The following is a 19,201-nucleotide window of genomic DNA, read 5'->3' on the forward strand; positions in this document are numbered from 1 at the left end:
CCGGCTACACTTTACACATGTAAGGTAGCCGGTTACTTATTTAGGTAACAACTACATATTTCGATATACTTGAACTTGCTTTTTGCGCGAAAAAAGTAGAAAATAAGAATAATATAGTTTTTTCCTGAAATGAAGAAGCTCTTACGAATCATACAATTCACTGACTGTGATATGAGAGAAAACAGTTGGATTTTACACTAAAAAACTTAACTAGGAGAGGATGTAATGACTGTACAAGGGAGCAATGAAACTAAAGACTACCAGATAATCGCAGATATCGAAAAATCACTTCGGTTTATTTCCGGCTTACTTAAACAAAAAGGTCGTGAAATCTTAAGTAACTTTACCATTACAACACCACAATTTATCGCCCTTCAGTGGTTACTTGAACATGGTGATATGACAATTGGTGAATTATCAAATAAAATGTATTTAGCTTGCAGCACAACAACCGATCTTGTTGATCGAATGGAAAAAAATGAGCTTGTGATGCGTGTAAAAGACCCAAAAGATCGTCGTGTCGTTCGAATTCATTTACTTGAAGAAGGAGAACGTATCATCGAGGAAGTTATTAAGAAAAGACAAGATTATTTACATGAAATCATGGAAAATTTCTCTGACGATGAAGTGATCCAATTAGAAAAAAGTCTTAGGAAATTACATCAAGAAATGCGAGTAGAATGAGGCGAAACGTTTGAAAAGACCAATCGGAGTTATTGATTCTGGGGTGGGCGGTTTAACCGTTGCTCGGGAAATAATTAGACAATTACCTAATGAAGAAATCATTTATTTAGGTGATAACGCAAGATGCCCGTATGGGCCTAGACCTAAAGAGGAAGTTCGTCAGTTTACATGGGAGATGACGAACTATTTATTGTCACATGACATTAAAATGCTTGTTATCGCCTGTAATACGGCAACTGCCCTTGTTTTGGATGAAATCCAAGCAGAGCTTTCCATCCCAGTAATCGGCGTAGTCTATCCAGGAGCGAGAACCGCATTAAAGGTTACAAAAAATAACTATGTTGGTGTCATCGGAACAGTCAACACTATTGAAAGTGGTGCTTATGAAGATGCACTAAAATCAATCAACAATCAAATCGTTGTCGAAAGTCTTGCATGCCCTCAATTTGTTCCACTTGTTGAAGCTGGTGAGTTTGTTGGCCCAAAAGCTGAACAAATTGTCGCAGAGTCACTCGAATCACTACGAGGTAAGGATATTGACACTTTGATTCTTGGTTGTACCCATTATCCACTTCTGCGTAATACCATCCAAGCCTATCTTGGAGAAAGAATTAAGCTTATCGATTCCGGAGCCGAAACCGCCCGCGAGGTCAGCACGGTATTGTTCTATAGTGGACTTTTAAACAAAAAGGCGAGGAAAAGGAGTCACTTATTCCTCACAACAGGCGAGAAGGAAATCTTCCAACGAATCGCCACAAACTGGTTTGAAAAACCAGTGTATAATGTGAAATCGGTAAAGTTATAGGAAAGAAAAGTCCCCGGGGTGGGGCTTTTTTTGTTTTGGCTATGTTAAAAGCTATTGTTGATAATTGATTTACAGGAACCTACGTTCTATAATTGATTTAACTATATAAAAGTGGTGATCACCGTGAAAGCAACTGATATTATTAAAGCCATTCAAAAACTAAATCCGGCAGAAAAACACCGACTACGAGAGTATTTAATTGATGCTCTTACTGCATCTTCCTCGACAGGAACTGTTCTACAAGAAATATCTGAACGCAAAAACAAGAGCGGTTATCATTGCCCTGATTGTGAATCAGAGCATATCGTTCGGTATGGCAAATACTCAACGAGTGTTGATGGAGATGAAGTAGAAAAGCAACGTTATCGCTGTAAAGCGTGTAAAAAGACATTTACTGACCTAACAAATACTGCTTTATATCGAACACGCCATCTAAATCAATGGGTTAAATTCGTTGAATGTATGATAGAAGGGTATTCTCTTCGTAAATCTGCTGAATTACTTGGTAATGTTACTCACGTTACATTGTTCTACTGGAGGCACAAACTCTTATCATCATTAAAGCAAACGGAAATATCTAATTTTGAAGGTATCGTCGAAATGGACGAGACCTATTTCCTATACTCTGAAAAAGGACAAAGAAAGATTAGAGACAGAAAACCCCGCAAACGTGGTGGTTCCGCTAAGAAACGGGGCATAAGCAACGAACAAGTATGTGTTTTAGTCGCGAGAGACCGTGAAAAGATGACTTTTTCGCAGACATTGGGAATGGGTCGATTAACAAAAGAGCAGTTAGACAAAGCTATCGGACATAAACTTTCAAATGAAAATGTTTTGTGTACCGATTCTTGGCGTGCCTTTAAAACGTATGCTGCTGAAAAAGGGATGAATATTTATCAATTCAAGTCTGATGGTAAGGTTCGTACAAAGGGGCTATATCATATCCAGAATGTTAACAATTATCACCGTAGGCTTAAAGGATGGTTACAACGTTTTAATGGAGTTGCAACTAAATATCTGAACAATTACCTAGCTTGGTTTCAAGTGTTAGAATCTATTCAACATCAAAGGAATACTGTTACTATAAATGACTTGATGATTAAAGGGAATTTAATACAAAATATGGAAACAAATGATACACTAAGGTTATCTAGATTCACGATATAAACATTATTTCTTGTTCTACTAACGAAGCAGGTTAGTGAATCAAGGTATACCTACTAGGAACAAGTTTGAACACTATCGGAACACACTTTCGAAAAAGACAGTTTGATTACAGGGCTTCAAATTCGATTAAATAGATATCTATATAGAAAGGTAGTGTAGATAAGTGGAAGAAAGAGTTTTTGATATGTTAATTCAAATATCATATTTACCTTTATTTCTTCAATTTATAATCTTAATTCCAATGATTTTTATACCGTTTTATAGTCTATTCTATTTTATAAGGTTAGTAGACATACGTAGTTATGGTTCTGAAGAAGATTATTACAATAACAATTATGATCCATTAACGAATAAAACAATATTACTTAGAACCCTATTGTTTACCGCTGGCCTTATGGCATTGTACTTAATGTTTTAATTTATCTTAGTATTTCTAAGCTCTATAGGAGAACAAAATAAATTTATAAAAATTTGATGGTAAATTCTATAGAATTTTTTGTTAATAAACAGGGTCATTAAGTGGAACAAGACACCAAAAATAATTTTAAGTTAATATAGATTGTGAAGAAATGCACTTAAACTATAGGCTGCGTTAGTTGAAGAAGCCAATATTATAAAATGGAACTCCCCAATTTGTGGAAATTCCATTTTTATAATTAATATCAACATTAAACTTTAACAGAGCCTTTGTTTTAAGGAATGAAATAAGGTCTTGTGGTTCAAGCTTGGCGGAAAAACGGTAGGGTATGTACCGCAAGACGAGTTTAGCGGTACATGCTAGGTGGAAAAACGGTATGAGTATGTACCGCAAGACGAGTTTAGCGGTACATGCTAGGTGGAAAAACGGTATGAGTATGTACTGCAAGACGAGTTTAGCGGTACATGCTTAGCAGAAAAATCGGTTAAGCATGTACCGCATGAAGGGTTTAGCGGTACAAGACAGGTAGAAAAACGGTAAGCATGCACCGCATGAAGAGATATACCTATATCTTCAAAACCGAAAGAAAAGCATATACAGCAACTAGGTATAAACCCCGGATCACTATTTAAACTCATAATATGAATATTTTCCTAATGAAACATAATTGTAGTTGTTTGCAAGAACTTTTCTGATCGTTCTTTTATCCTTTACCGTATTGCACCAATCAAAAATAGTTTTCGTTGCAATTCTTATATCAGGAAAAAGGATTTTTAATTCCTTTACACTCCTTAATATTGCAGTCTCCATGTCCTCAACATTACCACATTTTTTGCATATCAACTTGTGTTGACTCCCACTCACCATAAACCCACTCCAACACACCGAACATAAAATACCTTTTGAAAACTCATCAAAATTATAAGCAGGTACTATTGAATAAGGTGATTTTTTAATATGTTGAGAAAGTAGGTTTTTCGCTAGGGTATGATGTCTCTCAACCAATCTTGATGGTTGGGCATTCATAGAACAAATAAAGCGTTTTAGTTGAGATGGAAAAATAATCGGCAGGTTGGGTGGAACTTGATAGAGGTAAAATTCTGGATTCATAAAAACGAGGTGACCTTCAACTGTGAGATTGGAGCCAAGCTGCTGGAGCAATTGCCTAAAAAGAGATAGACTTCGCGAAAGTTGAAGAAGGGGGTTTTTGATCTCTTTTCCCGAGGATAAACTTTGCCAACGATCCCCATTGATCACATAATCACCTTCAAAGTTTTTTATCTCAAAAATGTGGATTTTGTTTTGGAAAATAAGGGCTGAATCGATTTGGTAATGGGTATTGTTTGTTTCTATATATAAATCATTGATGATAAGGCAATTTTGATAGAGATCCATTTCCAAACGTTGATCAAACATTGTTTCACCAATAAAACCTTTTTCAAGAGTAATGATTTTATTCTTTATTTTCTCTGAAACCTTCTTTCGTCCTTTGATGAACCTTAATAACTCTAATTCTGGTGGTTCAGTACGTACTTTAATGATCAAACGCAACACTTCCTTTCTTAGTTTATGAAATAATTTTAAATCTTCTATTCTATTTTTACAATCTATTAGTTTGAAAAATCAAAAACATTTTGTCCATTTTTTTCACTAAAAAGCGGTCTAATTTGAAAATAGGGCTCGTATACATAGTAGTACAAACTGCCTTAGGAGGGAAAAGAATGCGTAAAATAACTAAATCTGCAATAGCTGCCACAGTTGTTACTTCAACAGTATTACTTTCAGGATGTGGCTTATTAGGTGGAAAGGAAGAAGCCAAGCAAATGGATCCACCACAAAACGAAGCGGTTGATGAGACAGTTGCAAAAGGGGAAAACCCAGCTACAGAGGCAACTGATCAGGAGGAAGCCGCTACTGAAACAGTAAAACGTGACTTATATCTGATTGATGAAAACGGGCTAGTGGTCCCTTACACTGTAGATCTTCCGAAGCAAGATGCGGCAGCAAAACAAGTACTTGAGTATTTAGTTGCAGGTGGACCGCTAAATGAAATGTTACCAGACGGGTTCAGAGCTGTTATTCCACAGGACACAGAAGTAAGTGTAAACTTGAAGGATGGAACAATTACAGCTGATTTTTCAAAGGAATTTCAAACGTATAGTCCAGAAGACGAAGAAAAAATATTACAAGCTATTACATGGACATTAACCCAATTTGAAAATGTGAACAACGTTGTCATCAGCGTAAATGGATATAAATTAGAGGAAATGCCAGTAAACGGTACTCCGATCCCAGCTGATTTAAGTAGAGCTGATGGGATTAATATGGATAACAGCGATGTTGTCGACATAACGAACAGCCGTCCTGTTACTCTTTACTTCTTTGTGCAAAATGAAGAAGGAGAATACTACGTACCAGTAACGAAACGTATTGAAAATACCGGAGATGACAAGGTATCGGCAGTAGTGAATGCGTTAATCGATGGACCAAATATGGGATCCAACTTAATTAGTGAACTACATCAAGATGTAAAACTTTTAAGTGCAAAAATGGATGATGGAAAAGTCACACTAGACTTCAATGAAGCAATTTATGGAGCCTTTAACGAGAAAATGATTTCCAATCACGTCGTTAATTCGTTAGTTTTATCCTTAACTGAGCAGCCAGAAGTGAAAAGTGTTTCGATAACGGTTAATGGTAGTGAAGATGTTGTTACTGAGGATGGTAAATCATTGACTGAACCAGTAACTCGTCCTGCAAATGTGAATACAGGTAGTTTCTAGAAAATTTGGATGTGGACATTGTTCACATCCATTTTTGATGTGAGGGTACAATAGTAATACATTTTTTTGTTATACTATAAAGGACGGTTGGGCAGTGAAGGCCCACCTTTTTTAGTGAAAGACAGGAGGTTTTATTTTTGAGGGTTGATGGACGATTACATAATCAACTACGACCGATTCAGTTTGATTTGAACTATATAAAACATCCAGAAGGATCAGTTTTAATTACAGTCGGTGATACAAAGGTCATTTGTAATGCGAGCATTGATGACAGGGTGCCTCCGTTTATGCGAGGGTCTGGTAAGGGATGGATTACAGCAGAATATTCCATGCTTCCAAGGGCTACTGAACAGAGAAATATCCGCGAATCGAGTAAGGGGAAAATTTCAGGGAGAACGATGGAAATTCAACGTTTAATTGGACGAGCTCTAAGATCTGTTGTTAATTTGGAACAGCTTGGCGAAAAAACAATTTGGATTGATTGTGATGTCATCCAAGCGGATGGAGGGACAAGAACTGCATCTATAACTGGCGCCTTTATTGCAATGGTTCTTGCCGTACATAAAATTTATCAGAATAAAAAAATGAGCTCCTTTCCAATCACTGATTTTTTAGCAGCTATCTCGGTAGGAATAGACCCTGAAAAAGGAGAAATCCTTGATTTAAATTACATAGAAGATTCAACGGCAAATGTAGATATGAATGTTGTTATGACAGGCTCGGGTCAATTTGTAGAGCTTCAAGGAACTGGTGAAGAATCTACGTTTTCGCGTCACCAACTAAATACACTATTAGAACTTGCCGAAAAAGGAATAAATGAGTTAATTCACGCTCAAAAAGAAGCATTAGGTGATTTTGCATACTTAATTGGAAAGAAGGACTCATAAAGTGAAAGAAATCATGATTGCTACCAAAAATAGAGGGAAGGTTAAAGAATTTAGAGACTTATTTGCTAGTCAAAGTGTGGAGGTGAAGTCCTTACTTGATTATCCGTACATTGAGGATATTGAGGAGACTGGTGAAACCTTTGCTGAAAATGCACAGATAAAGGCGGAAGCAATTGCAAAAATACTACACATACCTGTTATAGCAGATGATTCCGGTCTTTCAATTGACTATCTTGATGGTAGACCAGGGGTATATTCTGCAAGATATGCGGGTGAGCATAAAAATGATCTCGATAATCTCAATAAAGTGTTAGATGAGTTAAAAGGAGTTCCAGAACACAAAAGATCGGCTAGGTTCCACTGTGCATTAGCTCTAGCTATTCCAGGGGAAAAAACGGAAATTGTTGAAGGAATTTGTGAAGGTGTCATTACAGAAAAGCCTGTTGGTGAAAATGGGTTTGGATATGATCCTATCTTTTTTGTACCGGAAACAGGGAAAACGATGGCTGAACTTTCAAAGGATGAGAAAAATCAAATCAGTCATCGTGGCAATGCACTTAGACAGCTTGAAGAGCTTTTAAGAGATCGTGAGGAGTTTCAAAGATGAAAGTACTAATCATAAGCGATAGTCATGGCCTAACAAATGAACTAGTAGACATAAAAAAGCGTCATAAAGATGATGTGGAATTTATGATCCATCTTGGAGATTCTGAGCTTTCTTCACAATCGGAGGAAATGAGTGGTTTTTCTGCTGTAAGAGGAAATTGTGATTTTGACACGAACTATCCGAATGATATGGTAGTTCTTTTAAATGGGGTAAAGGTCTATCTTACACATGGTCATTTGTATAATGTGAAGATGACATTAATGAATCTTAAATATCGTGCACAAGAATCCGGTGCATCCATAGCATGCTTTGGACATTCGCATATAGCGGGTGCTGAAATGATTGACGATATTTTATTTATAAATCCTGGTAGTTTTCGTTTGCCGAGAATGCGCAAGGAAAAAACATATGTAATTTTAGAGATTGTCGACAAACAAGCAAATGTTGTTTTTTACGATAGTGAAGGAAATATAGTTGAGGAGTTATCAACGAAGGTAAACTTATGATACAATAGCAAAGGGAGTACTTTTTACTCCCTTTAAAAAATATTTCTTAAAAAAATGTTGACATCTGATTCCTATCTGGCTATAATAAAAAATGTCGCTAATAACATAACGACAAAAAAACACATTATGTGCCAGTAGTTCAGCAAAGCATATTAACTTAATAACAATGTCCCAGTAGCTCAGCAGGATAGAGCAACGGCCTTCAAGAATAGGAGCCTCTATAGGGAAACAATAACTTATAGAGTGGACGACACTATATCGGTGAAGCCTTAACAGTGTAAAGCTGATGGTAATACCGAGGAAACTTACGTCTTGATAAAAGACTGAGGAGATTCGAATGATCATGTAATGATGGTAGAAACTCCAAAGAATAATCAATCATGATTATTGTGAGGTTCCGTAGAGACTACACGTGTCGCACCTGAAATGGTGAAGATATAGTCCAGACTACAAACAACAATCGTTGGTGACGAAAGTCATAGTGGTAAGCTAAGCCGTCGGTCGGGAGTTCGAATCTCTCCTGGGACGCCATATTACATACTCAATCACAAACACTTCTTTTCATAAAAATGAATTGAAGTGATTTTTTTATTTCTCTCTAATTATGTTAGATCCTCACCTAGTAAATTCAACCATATAACTTCCCTAAAATCTCAATTTTTGTTCACAAATTTTTCAAGAAATTCTTTTAATTCAGAAACGGCGTCGCATCAAAGTTGTAAGCGGATACAGATTATGTTGCAAATCAAAATAATCTAACAATTCTCTAAAATGGTGTTGACTCTTATAAAAAATGAGAGTAATATAAGCTCTAATATTAAATATTTTCACAAAATAGACTATTGTTTATTTCGTGAATTAACAGCATATGACAGTCCTAACATAAGTACTCAATTATTTTTAAATGATGAGAGTTCGTGGATTTGGATTATTTTTTATACTTTAGTTTTCAGTAGTGTAAAGCGTTTAAGTTTTTAGGTATTAAAGCTTTATTAAACGCATAGAACTTTAAAAGATGTAGAATGAAAATTTTCAATATTCATAAACGTTGAAGAGGATAAGTAATCATACGTTACGATATCGACAGAGAGCCGGTACTGGTGGAATCCGGTGGTATCCCGTTTGATGAACTCACCTCTGAGTGTTAGCTTGAACTTTTTAGTAGGGCTAATCGGGTGTTTGGTAACAGCTCACCCGTTATCAAAATGAACAACAAAGTTGTTCCTGAGGCGGTCATTTTTTAGATCGCGAACAAGGGTGGTACCGTGGAAAGTGATAAATGCCTTTTCACCCCTTCGACCAAGAAATTGGTCTAGTGGGTGGATTGGCATTTTATTTTTTTCTTTAATAAGTCGGAGCTCAAACCTCGACTCATTAAAGAAAAAAGCCTCCGGTGGATGCCACGATTTTTCAAAGGAAACATTTCGAGCAGGAAGATCAAAGACTAAAAGCGCCACTTCCTGTGGCAACGTCTTTATGACCCACTTCCTGTGGGCCTAAAAATCGGGCGCAAATACGCCAAGGCGTATTTGATTAAAAAACAATTATTTACAATAAGGAAGGGATGTAAGAAAAAATGGGCGTAAATGCAAAAGTGGAAGAACAAACCAAAGCTTCTACAAAAATGAACGGTTCCCAAATGCTAATTGAAGCATTAAAAAGGGAAAACGTAGAAGTCATTTTTGGATATCCTGGCGGTGCTGTACTTAATATTTATGATAGTTTATACGATTCAGGTATTTTTCATGTCTTAACTAGACATGAACAAGGTGGAATACATGCAGCTGAAGGGTATGCGAGAATTTCAGGAAAACCAGGTGTCGTCATTGCTACCTCTGGACCGGGTGCTACAAATATAGTCACAGGATTAGCAGATGCGATGATTGACTCAATTCCACTTGTTGTATTTACAGGTCAGGTTGCTTCAACAGTAATTGGATCTGATGCTTTCCAAGAAGCAGATGTACTTGGAATCACAATGCCAATTACAAAACATAGTTACCAGGTAAGGGATGTGAAAGACCTACCAAAGATTATTAAAGAAGCATTTTATATTGCTACTTCTGGAAGACCAGGACCTGTATTAATTGATATTCCAAAAGATATGACTACAAAAGAAGCAGAATTTGATTATGATCAAGAGATTCACTTACCAGGTTATCAACCGACCATTCAGCCGAATCACTTACAAATTCGTAAGTTAGTCGAAGCAGTAAGCCAAGCGAAAAAGCCAGTTATACTCGCAGGTGCTGGGGTCATATTTGCAAAAGCAGCTTCTGAGTTAAGAGAATATGTTGAACAACAAAATATCCCTTTAACCCATACACTTTTAGGTTTAGGTGGTTTTCCTGCAGATCATCCACTCTATCTTGGAATGGCTGGAATGCACGGAACATATACAGCGAACATGGCTTTACACGAATGTGATCTTTTAATCAGTATTGGAGCAAGATTCGATGACCGAGTTACTGGAAACCTAGAACACTTTGCACCAAACGCAACAGTTGCACATATCGATATTGATCCTGCTGAAATAGGCAAAAACGTTCCTACCAAAATTCCTGTTGTAGGGGACGCAAAAGAAGTTCTTAAGAGCTTAGTTCACCAAAATGGTAAACCTGGGGACTCACAGGAATGGAGAGAAAAACTAGCTGGATGGAAGGCAGAATATCCACTTGTTTATAAATCTTCAGAGGAAGAATTAAAGCCACAAAAATTAATTGAACTTATTTATAAATATACAAAGGGTGAAGCGATTGTAACAACTGACGTTGGTCAGCATCAAATGTGGGCCGCTCAGTACTACCATTTTACAAAGCCAAATCGGTGGGTAACCTCTGGTGGACTTGGAACAATGGGATTCGGTTTACCATCAAGTATTGGTGCACAACTAGCTGAAAAATCATCAACAGTTGTTGCCATTCTTGGAGATGGTGGTTTCCAGATGACTTCACAAGAACTTTCGGTCATTTACGAGTTAAACCTACCAATTAAAATTATCATCCTTAACAATAAAGCGTTAGGTATGGTAAGACAATGGCAGCAGATTTTCTATAAAGAAAGATACTCGCATTCCTTACTTCATAACCAACCGGACTTTATGAAACTAGCTGATGCATACGGAATTAAGGGATTAAAAGCGAACAGTGAACAAGAAGCAGAGCAAGTGTTGAAAGAGGCACTTGAACATGAGGGACCTGTACTAATGGACTTTAGTGTGACACCTTTCGAAAATGTATACCCAATGGTTGCACCTGGAAAGGGTCATCATGAAATGGTAGGTGTTAAGCTGTGAAACGAATTATTACATTATTAGTAAATAACCGTGCAGGTGTACTTAATCGAATCACTGGCCTGTTAACAAAGCGTCATTACAACATTGAAAGCATCACAGTCGGCCATTCTGAAACTGAGGGACTCTCAAGGATGACATTCGTCATTCATCTTGATGAGGAAACTGTAGTTGAACAAATAACAAAACAGTTAAACAAGCAAATTGATGTTATTAAGGTCATGGATATTACAAATCAAGCGATTGTCGCTAGAGAGTTAGCTCTTATTAAAGTATCATCCAGTCCTTCAAATAGAAATGAGATTTATAGCTTAATAGATCCATTCAGAGCATCTATTATTGATGTAAGTAAGGATAGCCTTGTTATTCAAGTAACGGGCGAATCCGAAAAAATAGAAGCTTTAATTGACCTCTTAAAACCATACGGTATCAAAGAAGTTGCCCGTACTGGTACAACTGCTTTTACAAGAGGCAACCAAAAGACAGCTTCAAATTCAAAGAATTTTTCTATCGTTTAAATACGTGTTCAAAAGGAGGATGAAAAGGACCGCGTCGACAAAAACGCCACGTCCTGTGGCATTGTCGACACTAGCACATCCTGTACGTCGAAAGTTCGAGGCGGCGCAGTTTTGAGGAGCGGAGCGTATGTAGTTAATACGTGAGCACCAGAAAAACAAGCCAACGAGCTTTAGCAGGATGTGGTGACTTCGAAGTTCGACACAGGACGTGTCGGAAGTTAGTCGAAGTTCCTCTAAGGATGTGTCATTTTCACCGGACTTTTTGAACATCAACTTAAGGGTTTAATCACAATACCATATATAATTTAATTCTAATAAGGGAGAGATTTTAAAATGACAAAGGTATATTATAACGGAGATGTGAATGAGTTTGCTTTACAAAATAAGAAGGTTGCAATCATTGGTTATGGTTCACAAGGGCATGCACACGCACTTAACTTACGTGAGAGTGGCGTTGATGTAGTTGTTGGTCTTCGTCAAGGAAAGTCTTTTGAGCAAGCGAAAAATGATGGTCTACCAGTATATTCAGTTCGTGAAGCGGCTGAGCAAGCAGATGTTGTAATGGTTTTACTTCCAGATGAAAATCAACCAAAGGTTTATAAAGAAGAAATTGAGCCAGGATTAAAGCCAGGAAATGCATTAGTATTCGCACATGGTTTTAATATTCACTTCAGCCAAATCGTTCCTCCAAGCTTCGTAGATGTATTCTTAGTAGCGCCAAAAGGCCCGGGTCATCTAGTGCGTCGTACGTACACTGAAGGTGCAGGAGTTCCAGCGTTAATTGCGATTGAGCAGGACGTAACTGGTAACGCAAAAGAAGTGGCACTTGCATATGCAAAAGGAATTGGTGCTGCTAGAGCGGGTGTACTAGAAACTACATTTAAAGAAGAAACTGAAACGGATCTATTCGGTGAACAGGCAGTTTTATGTGGTGGTACTTCTGCATTAGTTAAAGCAGGATTCGAAACATTAGTAGAAGCTGGATACCAGCCAGAAGTTGCATACTTTGAGTGTTTACATGAACTAAAACTTATCGTTGATTTAATGTACGAAGAAGGTTTAGCTGGAATGAGATATTCAATCTCTGATACTGCTCAGTGGGGAGATTTCGTAACAGGACCACGTATTGTTACGGACAGTGTAAAAGCAGAAATGAAAGAAGTATTAAAAGATATCCAAACAGGTAAGTTTGCGAAAGGCTGGATCCTCGAAAACCAAGCAAATCGTCCAGAGTTCAACGCAATTAACAAAATTGAAGCAGAACATCAAATCGAAGTTGTTGGTAAGAAGCTTCGTGCAATGATGCCATTCGTGAAGCAAAGACAACAGAAAGAAGTGGTGGGTGCCCGTGCGGAAAATTAATATTTTTGACACTACATTAAGAGATGGAGAACAGTCTGCTGGAGTAAACTTAAACCTACACGAAAAACTTGAAATAGCAAAGCAGCTGGAACGACTCAATGTGGATGTCATGGAGGCCGGATTTCCAGCTGCCTCTGAAGGTGATTTTCAGTCAGTTAAACAAATTGCTGAAACCATCAAAAATGTTTCTGTAACGGGATTAGCAAGAGCCGTACAAGGCGATATCGATGCTGCTTGGGAAGCTTTAAAGGGTGGAGCGGAGCCTCGTCTCCATACCTTTATTGCAACATCCCCTATTCATAGAAAATATAAGCTTAGACAGACTAAAGAACAGGTCATTCAATCGGCAGTAGATAGTGTTAAGTATGCATCCAAATTCTTTCCTATTATCCAGTGGTCTGCAGAGGATGCGAGTCGAACTGAATTAGATTTCTTAGCAAAAATCATTAAAGAAGTGATTGATGCAGGTGCAAATGTTATCAATCTACCAGATACAGTAGGTTATGGCGCACCTGAAGAATATGGAAAAATGTTTACTTATGTTATAAATAACGTGCCGAATATTGATAAAGTCATCCTATCTACTCACTGTCATGATGATCTTGGAATGGCCGTTTCCAATTCATTATCAGCTGTTGAGCATGGTGCTTTACAGGTAGAAGGAACAATTAATGGTATTGGTGAAAGAGCAGGTAACGCAGCACTTGAAGAAGTGGCAGTCGCATTGCATATTCGTCAAGATTTCTATCAAGCAAATACACGCTTAAAGTTGGATGAAATCAAACGTACAAGTGATTTGGTAAGCAAATTAACAGGTATGATTGTTCCATCAAACAAAGCGGTTATCGGCAAAAACGCTTTTGCACATGAATCCGGTATTCATCAAGACGGTGTGCTTAAGGAAAAAACAACGTATGAAATTATCACTCCGGAATTAGTTGGGGTTAAATCGAATTCAATGGTACTTGGAAAGCACTCTGGCAGACACGCATTCCGCAATCGTATTATTGAATTAGGATATTCATTAGACGACGGGGAAATTAATCGCGTATTTAAGTTATTTAAAGATTTAGCGGACAAAAAGAAAGAAATCACAGATGATGATTTGGTTACTTTATTAGTAGATGAAAAAGTCGCTAATGTAGAAGATATGTATCAATTGACTTCGTTGCAAGTGCAATACGGTACAAACCAAATCCCTACTGCAACAATTACCTTAACAGATCGCGAAGGCAATCAAATCCAAGAGGCTGCAACAGGATCAGGAAGTGTTGAAGCACTGTATAACACACTTGAGCGTTGCTTCGGTATTTCTATTACTTTAGAAGATTACCGAATTCAATCTGTTGGTGCAGGAAGGGATGCACTAGCTGAAGTTTTTGTGAAAGTAAGACATAACAATGCAGAAAGCAGTGGTAGAGGTTCGGCACAAGACGTACTAGAGGCTTCTGCTCGAGCTTATGTAAATGCAGTCAATAGATTACTAGCCGTTGAAAAGAATAAGAAATTACTTGAAAAAGTTGGGGTATAAAAAGTAATTACTATTTTCAGTGTGTTAAGGAAATAAAGAGGAGGAGTCAGAATGAAGAAACGTATTGCCGTACTTCGTGGTGATGGCGTAGGTAAAGAAGTGACTAAAGGGGCAATCGAAGTGTTGAAGGCTATTGCCGAACAATACAATCATGAGTTTACATTTCAACACGCTTTAATAGGTGGTGTGGCTATAGACACTGAAGGCACTCCTCTACCAGCAGAAACACTGGAAGTATGTAAACAAAGTGATGCGGTATTACTAGGGGCAGTTGGAGGTCCGAAGTGGGATAAAAACCCTCCACATTTACGACCTGAAAAAGGTTTATTACAAATTCGAAAAGCACTGAATTTATATGCCAATGTAAGACCTGTAACTTGTTTTAATAGCTTGCTAGATGCGTCTCCGCTCAAGCACGAAGTGATCGAAAATGCTGACTTTGTTATTGTAAGGGAGCTTACTGGTGGACTTTATTTCGGAAAGCCTAGTGGAAGAAGAATAGAGGATGGAGAAGAAGCTGCTGTTGACACGCTATCCTACAAGCGTTCTGAAATGAAACGTATCATTGAGAAAGCATTTGATATGGCCATGTCAAGAAAGAAGAAAGTTACTTCTGTTGACAAAGCAAATGTATTAGAATCTAGCAGAATGTGGCGTGAAGTTGCGGAAGAAGTAGCGGCAGATTATCCAGAAGTAACGCTTGAGCATATGCTTGTGGATAACGCTGCGATGCAACTAATTCGAAATCCTAGACAATTTGATGTGATTGTTACTGAAAATATGTTTGGAGATATTTTAAGTGATGAAGCATCAATGCTAACAGGATCACTTGGAATGCTTCCTTCAGCGAGTTTATCGACAGATGGACCAAGTCTGTTTGAACCAATCCACGGTTCGGCGCCAGATATAGCTGGGAAGGATATTGCGAATCCAATCGCAACCATTTTATCGGCAGCAATGCTTTTACGTTTATCATTTGGATTAGAAGAAGAAGCAAGAGCTGTGGAAAAAGCGGTAGACGAAGTTTTAGCAGCTGGTCACCGGACAGCAGATATTGCTGATTCCCAACAAAAAGCAATTTCAACAACTGAAATGGTGGAAAAAATTAAAGAGGCCTTAGTTGAAGACGGGGCGATTTCTAATATTATGTCTGCTTATGCATAAGACTTTTTTTAAAATGGCATAAGAAGGCCCACTAGATAGCTCGGTATATACCGAGCTTATCTTTTCAAAAAAACAGAAAAAAGGAGGAGAAAGATACGAATGGCACCGAAAACAATTATTGAAAAAATATGGGATCAACACGTAATCAATCATGAAGAGGGGAAGCCAAGCCTCCTATATATTGACTTACACCTTGTCCATGAAGTAACTTCTCCGCAAGCTTTTGAAGGATTACGTTTGAAAAATAGAAAAGTTAGAAGACCTGACTTAACATTTGCAACAATGGACCATAACGTTCCTACAACAAGTGATCGTTTCAAAACAAAGGATGAAATTGCCGCAAAACAAATGAGTGCATTAGAAAAAAACTGTAAGGAATTCAATGTTCCACTTGCAGATCTTTACAGCCCCGAACAAGGGATTGTCCACGTAATTGGTCCTGAACTTGGATTAACACAACCAGGTAAAACGATTGTATGTGGAGATAGTCATACATCTACACATGGTGCATTTGGAGCTTTAGCGTTTGGAATTGGGACAAGCGAGGTTGAACATGTTCTTGCAACTCAAACATTATGGCAACAAAAACCTAAAACCATGCAAGTCAATGTTGTCGGGACTTTATCACCAGGTGTTTATGCTAAGGACGTTATTTTATCGATTATCCGTAAATTTGGAATTGATTTTGGAACGGGGCATGTTATTGAATATACGGGTGAAGCGATTCGAAAGATGTCCATGGAAGAAAGAATGACCATTTGTAATATGTCCATTGAAGGTGGAGCAAAAGCTGGATTAATCAGCCCAGATGAAACGACATTTTCATATTTAAAAGGAAAAAAACATAGCCCAGTTGGAGCTGAATTCGATGCGGCCGTTGAGAGATGGAAGCAACTTGCAACTGATGAAGGTGCAGTTTTTGATACTGTTCTAGAAATTCATGCGGATGAAATTTTACCAACTGTTACATGGGGTACAAACCCGTCAATGAGTGTAACCATTGATGACACTGTTCCATTCCCTGAGGATTTTAAAAGGGAAGTTGACAGAAAATCTGCAGAGCGTGCTTATGAATATATGGAGCTTGCTCCAGGAACTCCAATTAACGAGATTGAAATTCAACATGTCTTTATTGGTTCATGTACGAACTCACGTATTGGCGATTTGCGTGAAGCGGCAGACGTTATCCGCGGACAAAAAGTATCTCCTAAAGTGCGTGCTTTAGTCGTTCCAGGCTCACAACAAGTTAAGCTACAAGCAGAAAAAGAAGGACTTGCAGATGTATTCCGAGAAGCTGGCTTTGAATGGCGCGATGCGGGATGTAGCATGTGCTTAAGTATGAACCCAGATGTAGTACCTGCAGGTGAAAGATGTGCTTCTACATCGAATCGTAACTTTGAAGGTCGACAAGGTAAGGGAGCTCGGACACATTTGGTAAGTCCTGCAATGGCAGCAGCGGCAGCGATATATGGAAGATTCGTAGATGTACGTAAACTTCAAAAAGTAGCAACAGGAGAGGAGGCATAAACATGGAACCGTTTATCACACATACAGGTAAAGTTGCTGGAATGGATCGAAACAATGTCGATACAGATCAAATCATTCCAAAGCAATTTTTAAAGAGTATTGAAAGAACAGGGTTTGGAAAATATGCCTTTTTCGATTGGCGCTTTGAAGCTGATGGAAGTCCAAATCCAAATTTTGAATTAAACCGTAAAGAAAACGAAGGTGCATCCATTTTAGTGGCTAACGAAAACTTTGGCTGCGGCTCTTCACGTGAGCATGCCCCATGGGCATTACAAGACTATGGATTTAAAGTAATACTAGCACCTTCATTTGCAGATATTTTTTATAATAACTGCTTAAAGAACGGAATGCTTCCAATTGTTTTAGAAAAAAGTGTAATCGAGTATCTATTAAAAGAAGCCAATGATGCTAACTTTGAATGTACAATATCTTTAGAAGACCAAACCATTGTAGATTCAAAAGGCTTCAAAACAGAATTCACAATTGATTCCTATTGGAAGGAAATGTTGATCAATGGTTGGGATGAGATTGATAAAACACTTTCCTACGAGCAACAAATTAAAGAACACGAACTTAAAACGGCCAACTAAAATTGTAGACAAAGCCATTTTCGGCTTTGTCTATATTTTTTGGAATCTAGCAAGCCTCCTATTGTTTTCTCCATTTTTCATTGTTAAACTTATAACTCAAGATAAAAACGAATTTGGGGTTGGAAAACTCTATGGATAAGCAAAACAAAGATAAAAAACAGGAAAACATTATTCCATTTCCTAAGCTTAAAGAAAGATTGATGGAAAAAGGACTTGAAGCTTTATCGAGTAAAAAATTTAACGAGGCTCTAGCATTATTGAAGCAGGCCAAAGAGCTTGAAACAGGTAACCACGAAATTGAACTAGGCATTGTAATATGTCTTTTTGAATTGGGAGAATTGGAGAAGGCTAAAGAGAGCTGCTTAGAGATGTTAAAAGAGGATGTCGGGGATTATTTTCACGTGCTTCAAATTTATGTAACAATCCTGATCCAGCTCGGACAATATGATGAAGTCCAATCAACTATTGAGGCGGTGCTAGAAGAGGATTCAGTTCCACCTCAGCATTTGGACCATTTAACCCAGTTACTAGAACTTAGTAAACGAATGCTTGTTTCGGGTGGGGTGGAAAAAGAAGCGGAAGCTGAGGAATTTAACAAGGATATGAAACAGGAGCTCCAAAACGTCTTATATAATGAAGGAATAGTTGGAAAACAAATTGCCACGATTCAATCCTTGAAGGAACTAAATATAAGAAAATACCTCGATCTTCTCGTCCCATTTCTAGTGATGCCTGAGAAACATCCAATTGTAAAAACCATCATTATTCAGTTGCTTGCTACAAATCAGGTCGATCTCGAGGTAGAAGTAGAAAAATTTGGTGAATCAAAAAAGGTAAACCCTAAAAACCTTGTTGATCCATCGATGTCTCCTTTCACAATTAAGGTTCTGTCCATCTTGGAAGAGCAATTGGAAAATGAGAATCCTACTCTTTACGAAACGGCAAAAGAAATTTGGCTTCGGCATCTTTTTGTACTCTATCCATTCACATTGGAGGAGGAGGAACCTTCAAAGTATGCAGCTACTTTACATTTATATAGTGCTGAATTACATGGAATGGAGATTGAGAATCAAACACTTGAGGAAATCTATGGTGTAAATCTTTTTGAACTAAAACAAACCTTGGACAAACTAGAAAAGGTTGAACGTTTTTCTTATATTGAATAAAATAAAAGAATCTCGAAATTTTATAATATAGCGTAGTTGGGTAAACTTTCTAACAATATAATCATTTTCTATATGTTGAAAGGTGACCATTCTATGTTATAATGTAATGGTTGTAAAATGCTAGTTTACCGACATATGGTAATAGTTAATCCAATTTACATATCGGAAAAAATAGTTAGTAAATAGATAGTTGG

Annotated in this window: 17 protein-coding genes and 1 other annotated feature; of the genes, 16 read left to right on the top strand and 1 reads right to left on the bottom strand. The window is 37.6% G+C overall.

The window, feature by feature from the left end; all coding sequences use genetic code 11:
* Window positions 1–225: 225 nt before the first annotated feature.
* The 4 genes from ABC371_RS12790 (at window position 226) to ABC371_RS12805 (ending at window position 3,614) form a co-directional block, all read left to right on the top strand.
* Window positions 226–684: a MarR family winged helix-turn-helix transcriptional regulator gene (locus ABC371_RS12790; protein ID WP_412897140.1), complete on the top strand. Its 459-nt coding sequence runs from the start codon at window positions 226–228 to the stop codon at window positions 682–684.
* Between the two features lie 10 nt (window positions 685–694).
* On the top strand, window positions 695–1,489 hold the full coding sequence (gene racE / locus ABC371_RS12795) for a glutamate racemase (RefSeq protein WP_412897141.1): 795 nt from the start codon (window positions 695–697) through the stop codon (window positions 1,487–1,489).
* 123 nt (window positions 1,490–1,612) lie between these two features.
* Window positions 1,613–2,656, top strand: a complete 1,044-nt coding sequence (locus ABC371_RS12800; RefSeq protein ID WP_412897142.1) for an IS1595 family transposase — start codon at window positions 1,613–1,615, stop codon at window positions 2,654–2,656.
* Between the two features lie 835 nt (window positions 2,657–3,491).
* Complete coding sequence (locus tag ABC371_RS12805) at window positions 3,492–3,614, top strand: hypothetical protein (protein WP_412897143.1); 123 nt, start codon at window positions 3,492–3,494, stop codon at window positions 3,612–3,614.
* Window positions 3,615–3,698: 84 nt separating this feature from the next.
* On the opposite strand, the gene ABC371_RS12810 is transcribed toward ABC371_RS12805, so the two are convergent.
* Window positions 3,699–4,619, bottom strand: coding sequence for a nuclease-related domain-containing protein (locus tag ABC371_RS12810; protein ID WP_412897144.1), 921 nt, complete (start codon window positions 4,617–4,619; stop codon window positions 3,699–3,701).
* A 176-nt stretch (window positions 4,620–4,795) separates the two neighbouring features.
* On the opposite strand from ABC371_RS12810, the gene ABC371_RS12815 reads away from it, so the two are divergent.
* The 12 genes from ABC371_RS12815 (at window position 4,796) to ABC371_RS12870 (ending at window position 19,007) form a co-directional block, all read left to right on the top strand.
* Complete coding sequence (locus ABC371_RS12815) at window positions 4,796–5,857, top strand: GerMN domain-containing protein (protein ID WP_412897145.1); 1,062 nt, start codon at window positions 4,796–4,798, stop codon at window positions 5,855–5,857.
* Between the two features lie 137 nt (window positions 5,858–5,994).
* On the top strand, window positions 5,995–6,744 hold the full coding sequence (gene rph / locus ABC371_RS12820) for a ribonuclease PH (protein WP_412897146.1): 750 nt from the start codon (window positions 5,995–5,997) through the stop codon (window positions 6,742–6,744).
* Window position 6,745: 1 nt separating this feature from the next.
* Window positions 6,746–7,351 (top strand): XTP/dITP diphosphatase, encoded by a 606-nt coding sequence (locus tag ABC371_RS12825; protein ID WP_412897147.1) that lies wholly within the window; start codon window positions 6,746–6,748, stop codon window positions 7,349–7,351.
* Window positions 7,348–7,857: a metallophosphoesterase family protein gene (locus tag ABC371_RS12830; protein ID WP_412897148.1), complete on the top strand. Its 510-nt coding sequence runs from the start codon at window positions 7,348–7,350 to the stop codon at window positions 7,855–7,857. The genes ABC371_RS12825 and ABC371_RS12830 overlap by 4 nt, the downstream gene beginning before the upstream one ends.
* A 1,039-nt stretch (window positions 7,858–8,896) precedes the next feature.
* Window positions 8,897–9,155 (top strand) — a binding site (T-box leader).
* A gap of 278 nt (window positions 9,156–9,433) precedes the next feature.
* Window positions 9,434–11,152, top strand: a complete 1,719-nt coding sequence (gene ilvB, locus ABC371_RS12835; RefSeq protein ID WP_412897149.1) for an acetolactate synthase large subunit — start codon at window positions 9,434–9,436, stop codon at window positions 11,150–11,152.
* Complete coding sequence (gene ilvN, locus ABC371_RS12840) at window positions 11,149–11,667, top strand: acetolactate synthase small subunit (protein WP_412897150.1); 519 nt, start codon at window positions 11,149–11,151, stop codon at window positions 11,665–11,667. The genes ilvB and ilvN overlap by 4 nt, the downstream gene beginning before the upstream one ends.
* 333 nt (window positions 11,668–12,000) lie before the next feature.
* Window positions 12,001–13,029 (top strand): ketol-acid reductoisomerase, encoded by a 1,029-nt coding sequence (ilvC, locus tag ABC371_RS12845; RefSeq protein ID WP_412897151.1) that lies wholly within the window; start codon window positions 12,001–12,003, stop codon window positions 13,027–13,029.
* The gene (locus tag ABC371_RS12850; protein WP_412897152.1) at window positions 13,016–14,560 is read left to right on the top strand and encodes a 2-isopropylmalate synthase; all 1,545 of its coding nucleotides are present in this window, start codon (window positions 13,016–13,018) and stop codon (window positions 14,558–14,560) included. The genes ilvC and ABC371_RS12850 overlap by 14 nt, the downstream gene beginning before the upstream one ends.
* A gap of 51 nt (window positions 14,561–14,611) precedes the next feature.
* A complete protein-coding gene (gene leuB, locus ABC371_RS12855) occupies window positions 14,612–15,724 on the top strand; it encodes a 3-isopropylmalate dehydrogenase (protein WP_412897153.1) in 1,113 nt (370 codons plus the stop codon).
* 99 nt (window positions 15,725–15,823) lie between these two features.
* Entirely contained in the window at window positions 15,824–17,251 is a 1,428-nt protein-coding gene (gene leuC / locus ABC371_RS12860; protein WP_412897154.1) for a 3-isopropylmalate dehydratase large subunit, read from the top strand.
* Between the two features lie 2 nt (window positions 17,252–17,253).
* Window positions 17,254–17,841: a 3-isopropylmalate dehydratase small subunit gene (gene leuD / locus ABC371_RS12865; RefSeq protein ID WP_412897155.1), complete on the top strand. Its 588-nt coding sequence runs from the start codon at window positions 17,254–17,256 to the stop codon at window positions 17,839–17,841.
* A gap of 131 nt (window positions 17,842–17,972) precedes the next feature.
* Window positions 17,973–19,007 carry a tetratricopeptide repeat protein gene (locus tag ABC371_RS12870; RefSeq protein WP_412897156.1) on the top strand — a complete coding sequence of 345 codons (1,035 nt, stop codon included), beginning with the start codon at window positions 17,973–17,975 and terminating at the stop codon, window positions 19,005–19,007.
* Window positions 19,008–19,201: the final 194 nt, after the last annotated feature.

Source organism: Bacillus jepli, assembly GCF_047238305.1.
GTDB lineage: Bacteria > Bacillota > Bacilli > Bacillales > Bacillaceae_L > Ferdinandcohnia.

Excerpts from the sequence above, each read along its gene's own strand:
- ABC371_RS12790 (WP_412897140.1), top strand. The coding sequence starts at position 226 with ATGACTGTACAAGGGAGCAATGAAACTAAAGACTACCAGATAATCGCA.
- ABC371_RS12815 (WP_412897145.1), top strand. The coding sequence starts at position 4,796 with ATGCGTAAAATAACTAAATCTGCAATAGCTGCCACAGTTGTTACTTCA.
- ABC371_RS12830 (WP_412897148.1), top strand. The coding sequence starts at position 7,348 with ATGAAAGTACTAATCATAAGCGATAGTCATGGCCTAACAAATGAACTA.
- ilvB (WP_412897149.1), top strand. The coding sequence starts at position 9,434 with ATGGGCGTAAATGCAAAAGTGGAAGAACAAACCAAAGCTTCTACAAAA.
- ilvC (WP_412897151.1), top strand. The coding sequence starts at position 12,001 with ATGACAAAGGTATATTATAACGGAGATGTGAATGAGTTTGCTTTACAA.
- leuB (WP_412897153.1), top strand. The coding sequence starts at position 14,612 with ATGAAGAAACGTATTGCCGTACTTCGTGGTGATGGCGTAGGTAAAGAA.
- leuC (WP_412897154.1), top strand. The coding sequence starts at position 15,824 with ATGGCACCGAAAACAATTATTGAAAAAATATGGGATCAACACGTAATC.
- leuD (WP_412897155.1), top strand. The coding sequence starts at position 17,254 with ATGGAACCGTTTATCACACATACAGGTAAAGTTGCTGGAATGGATCGA.
- ABC371_RS12870 (WP_412897156.1), top strand. The coding sequence starts at position 17,973 with ATGGATAAGCAAAACAAAGATAAAAAACAGGAAAACATTATTCCATTT.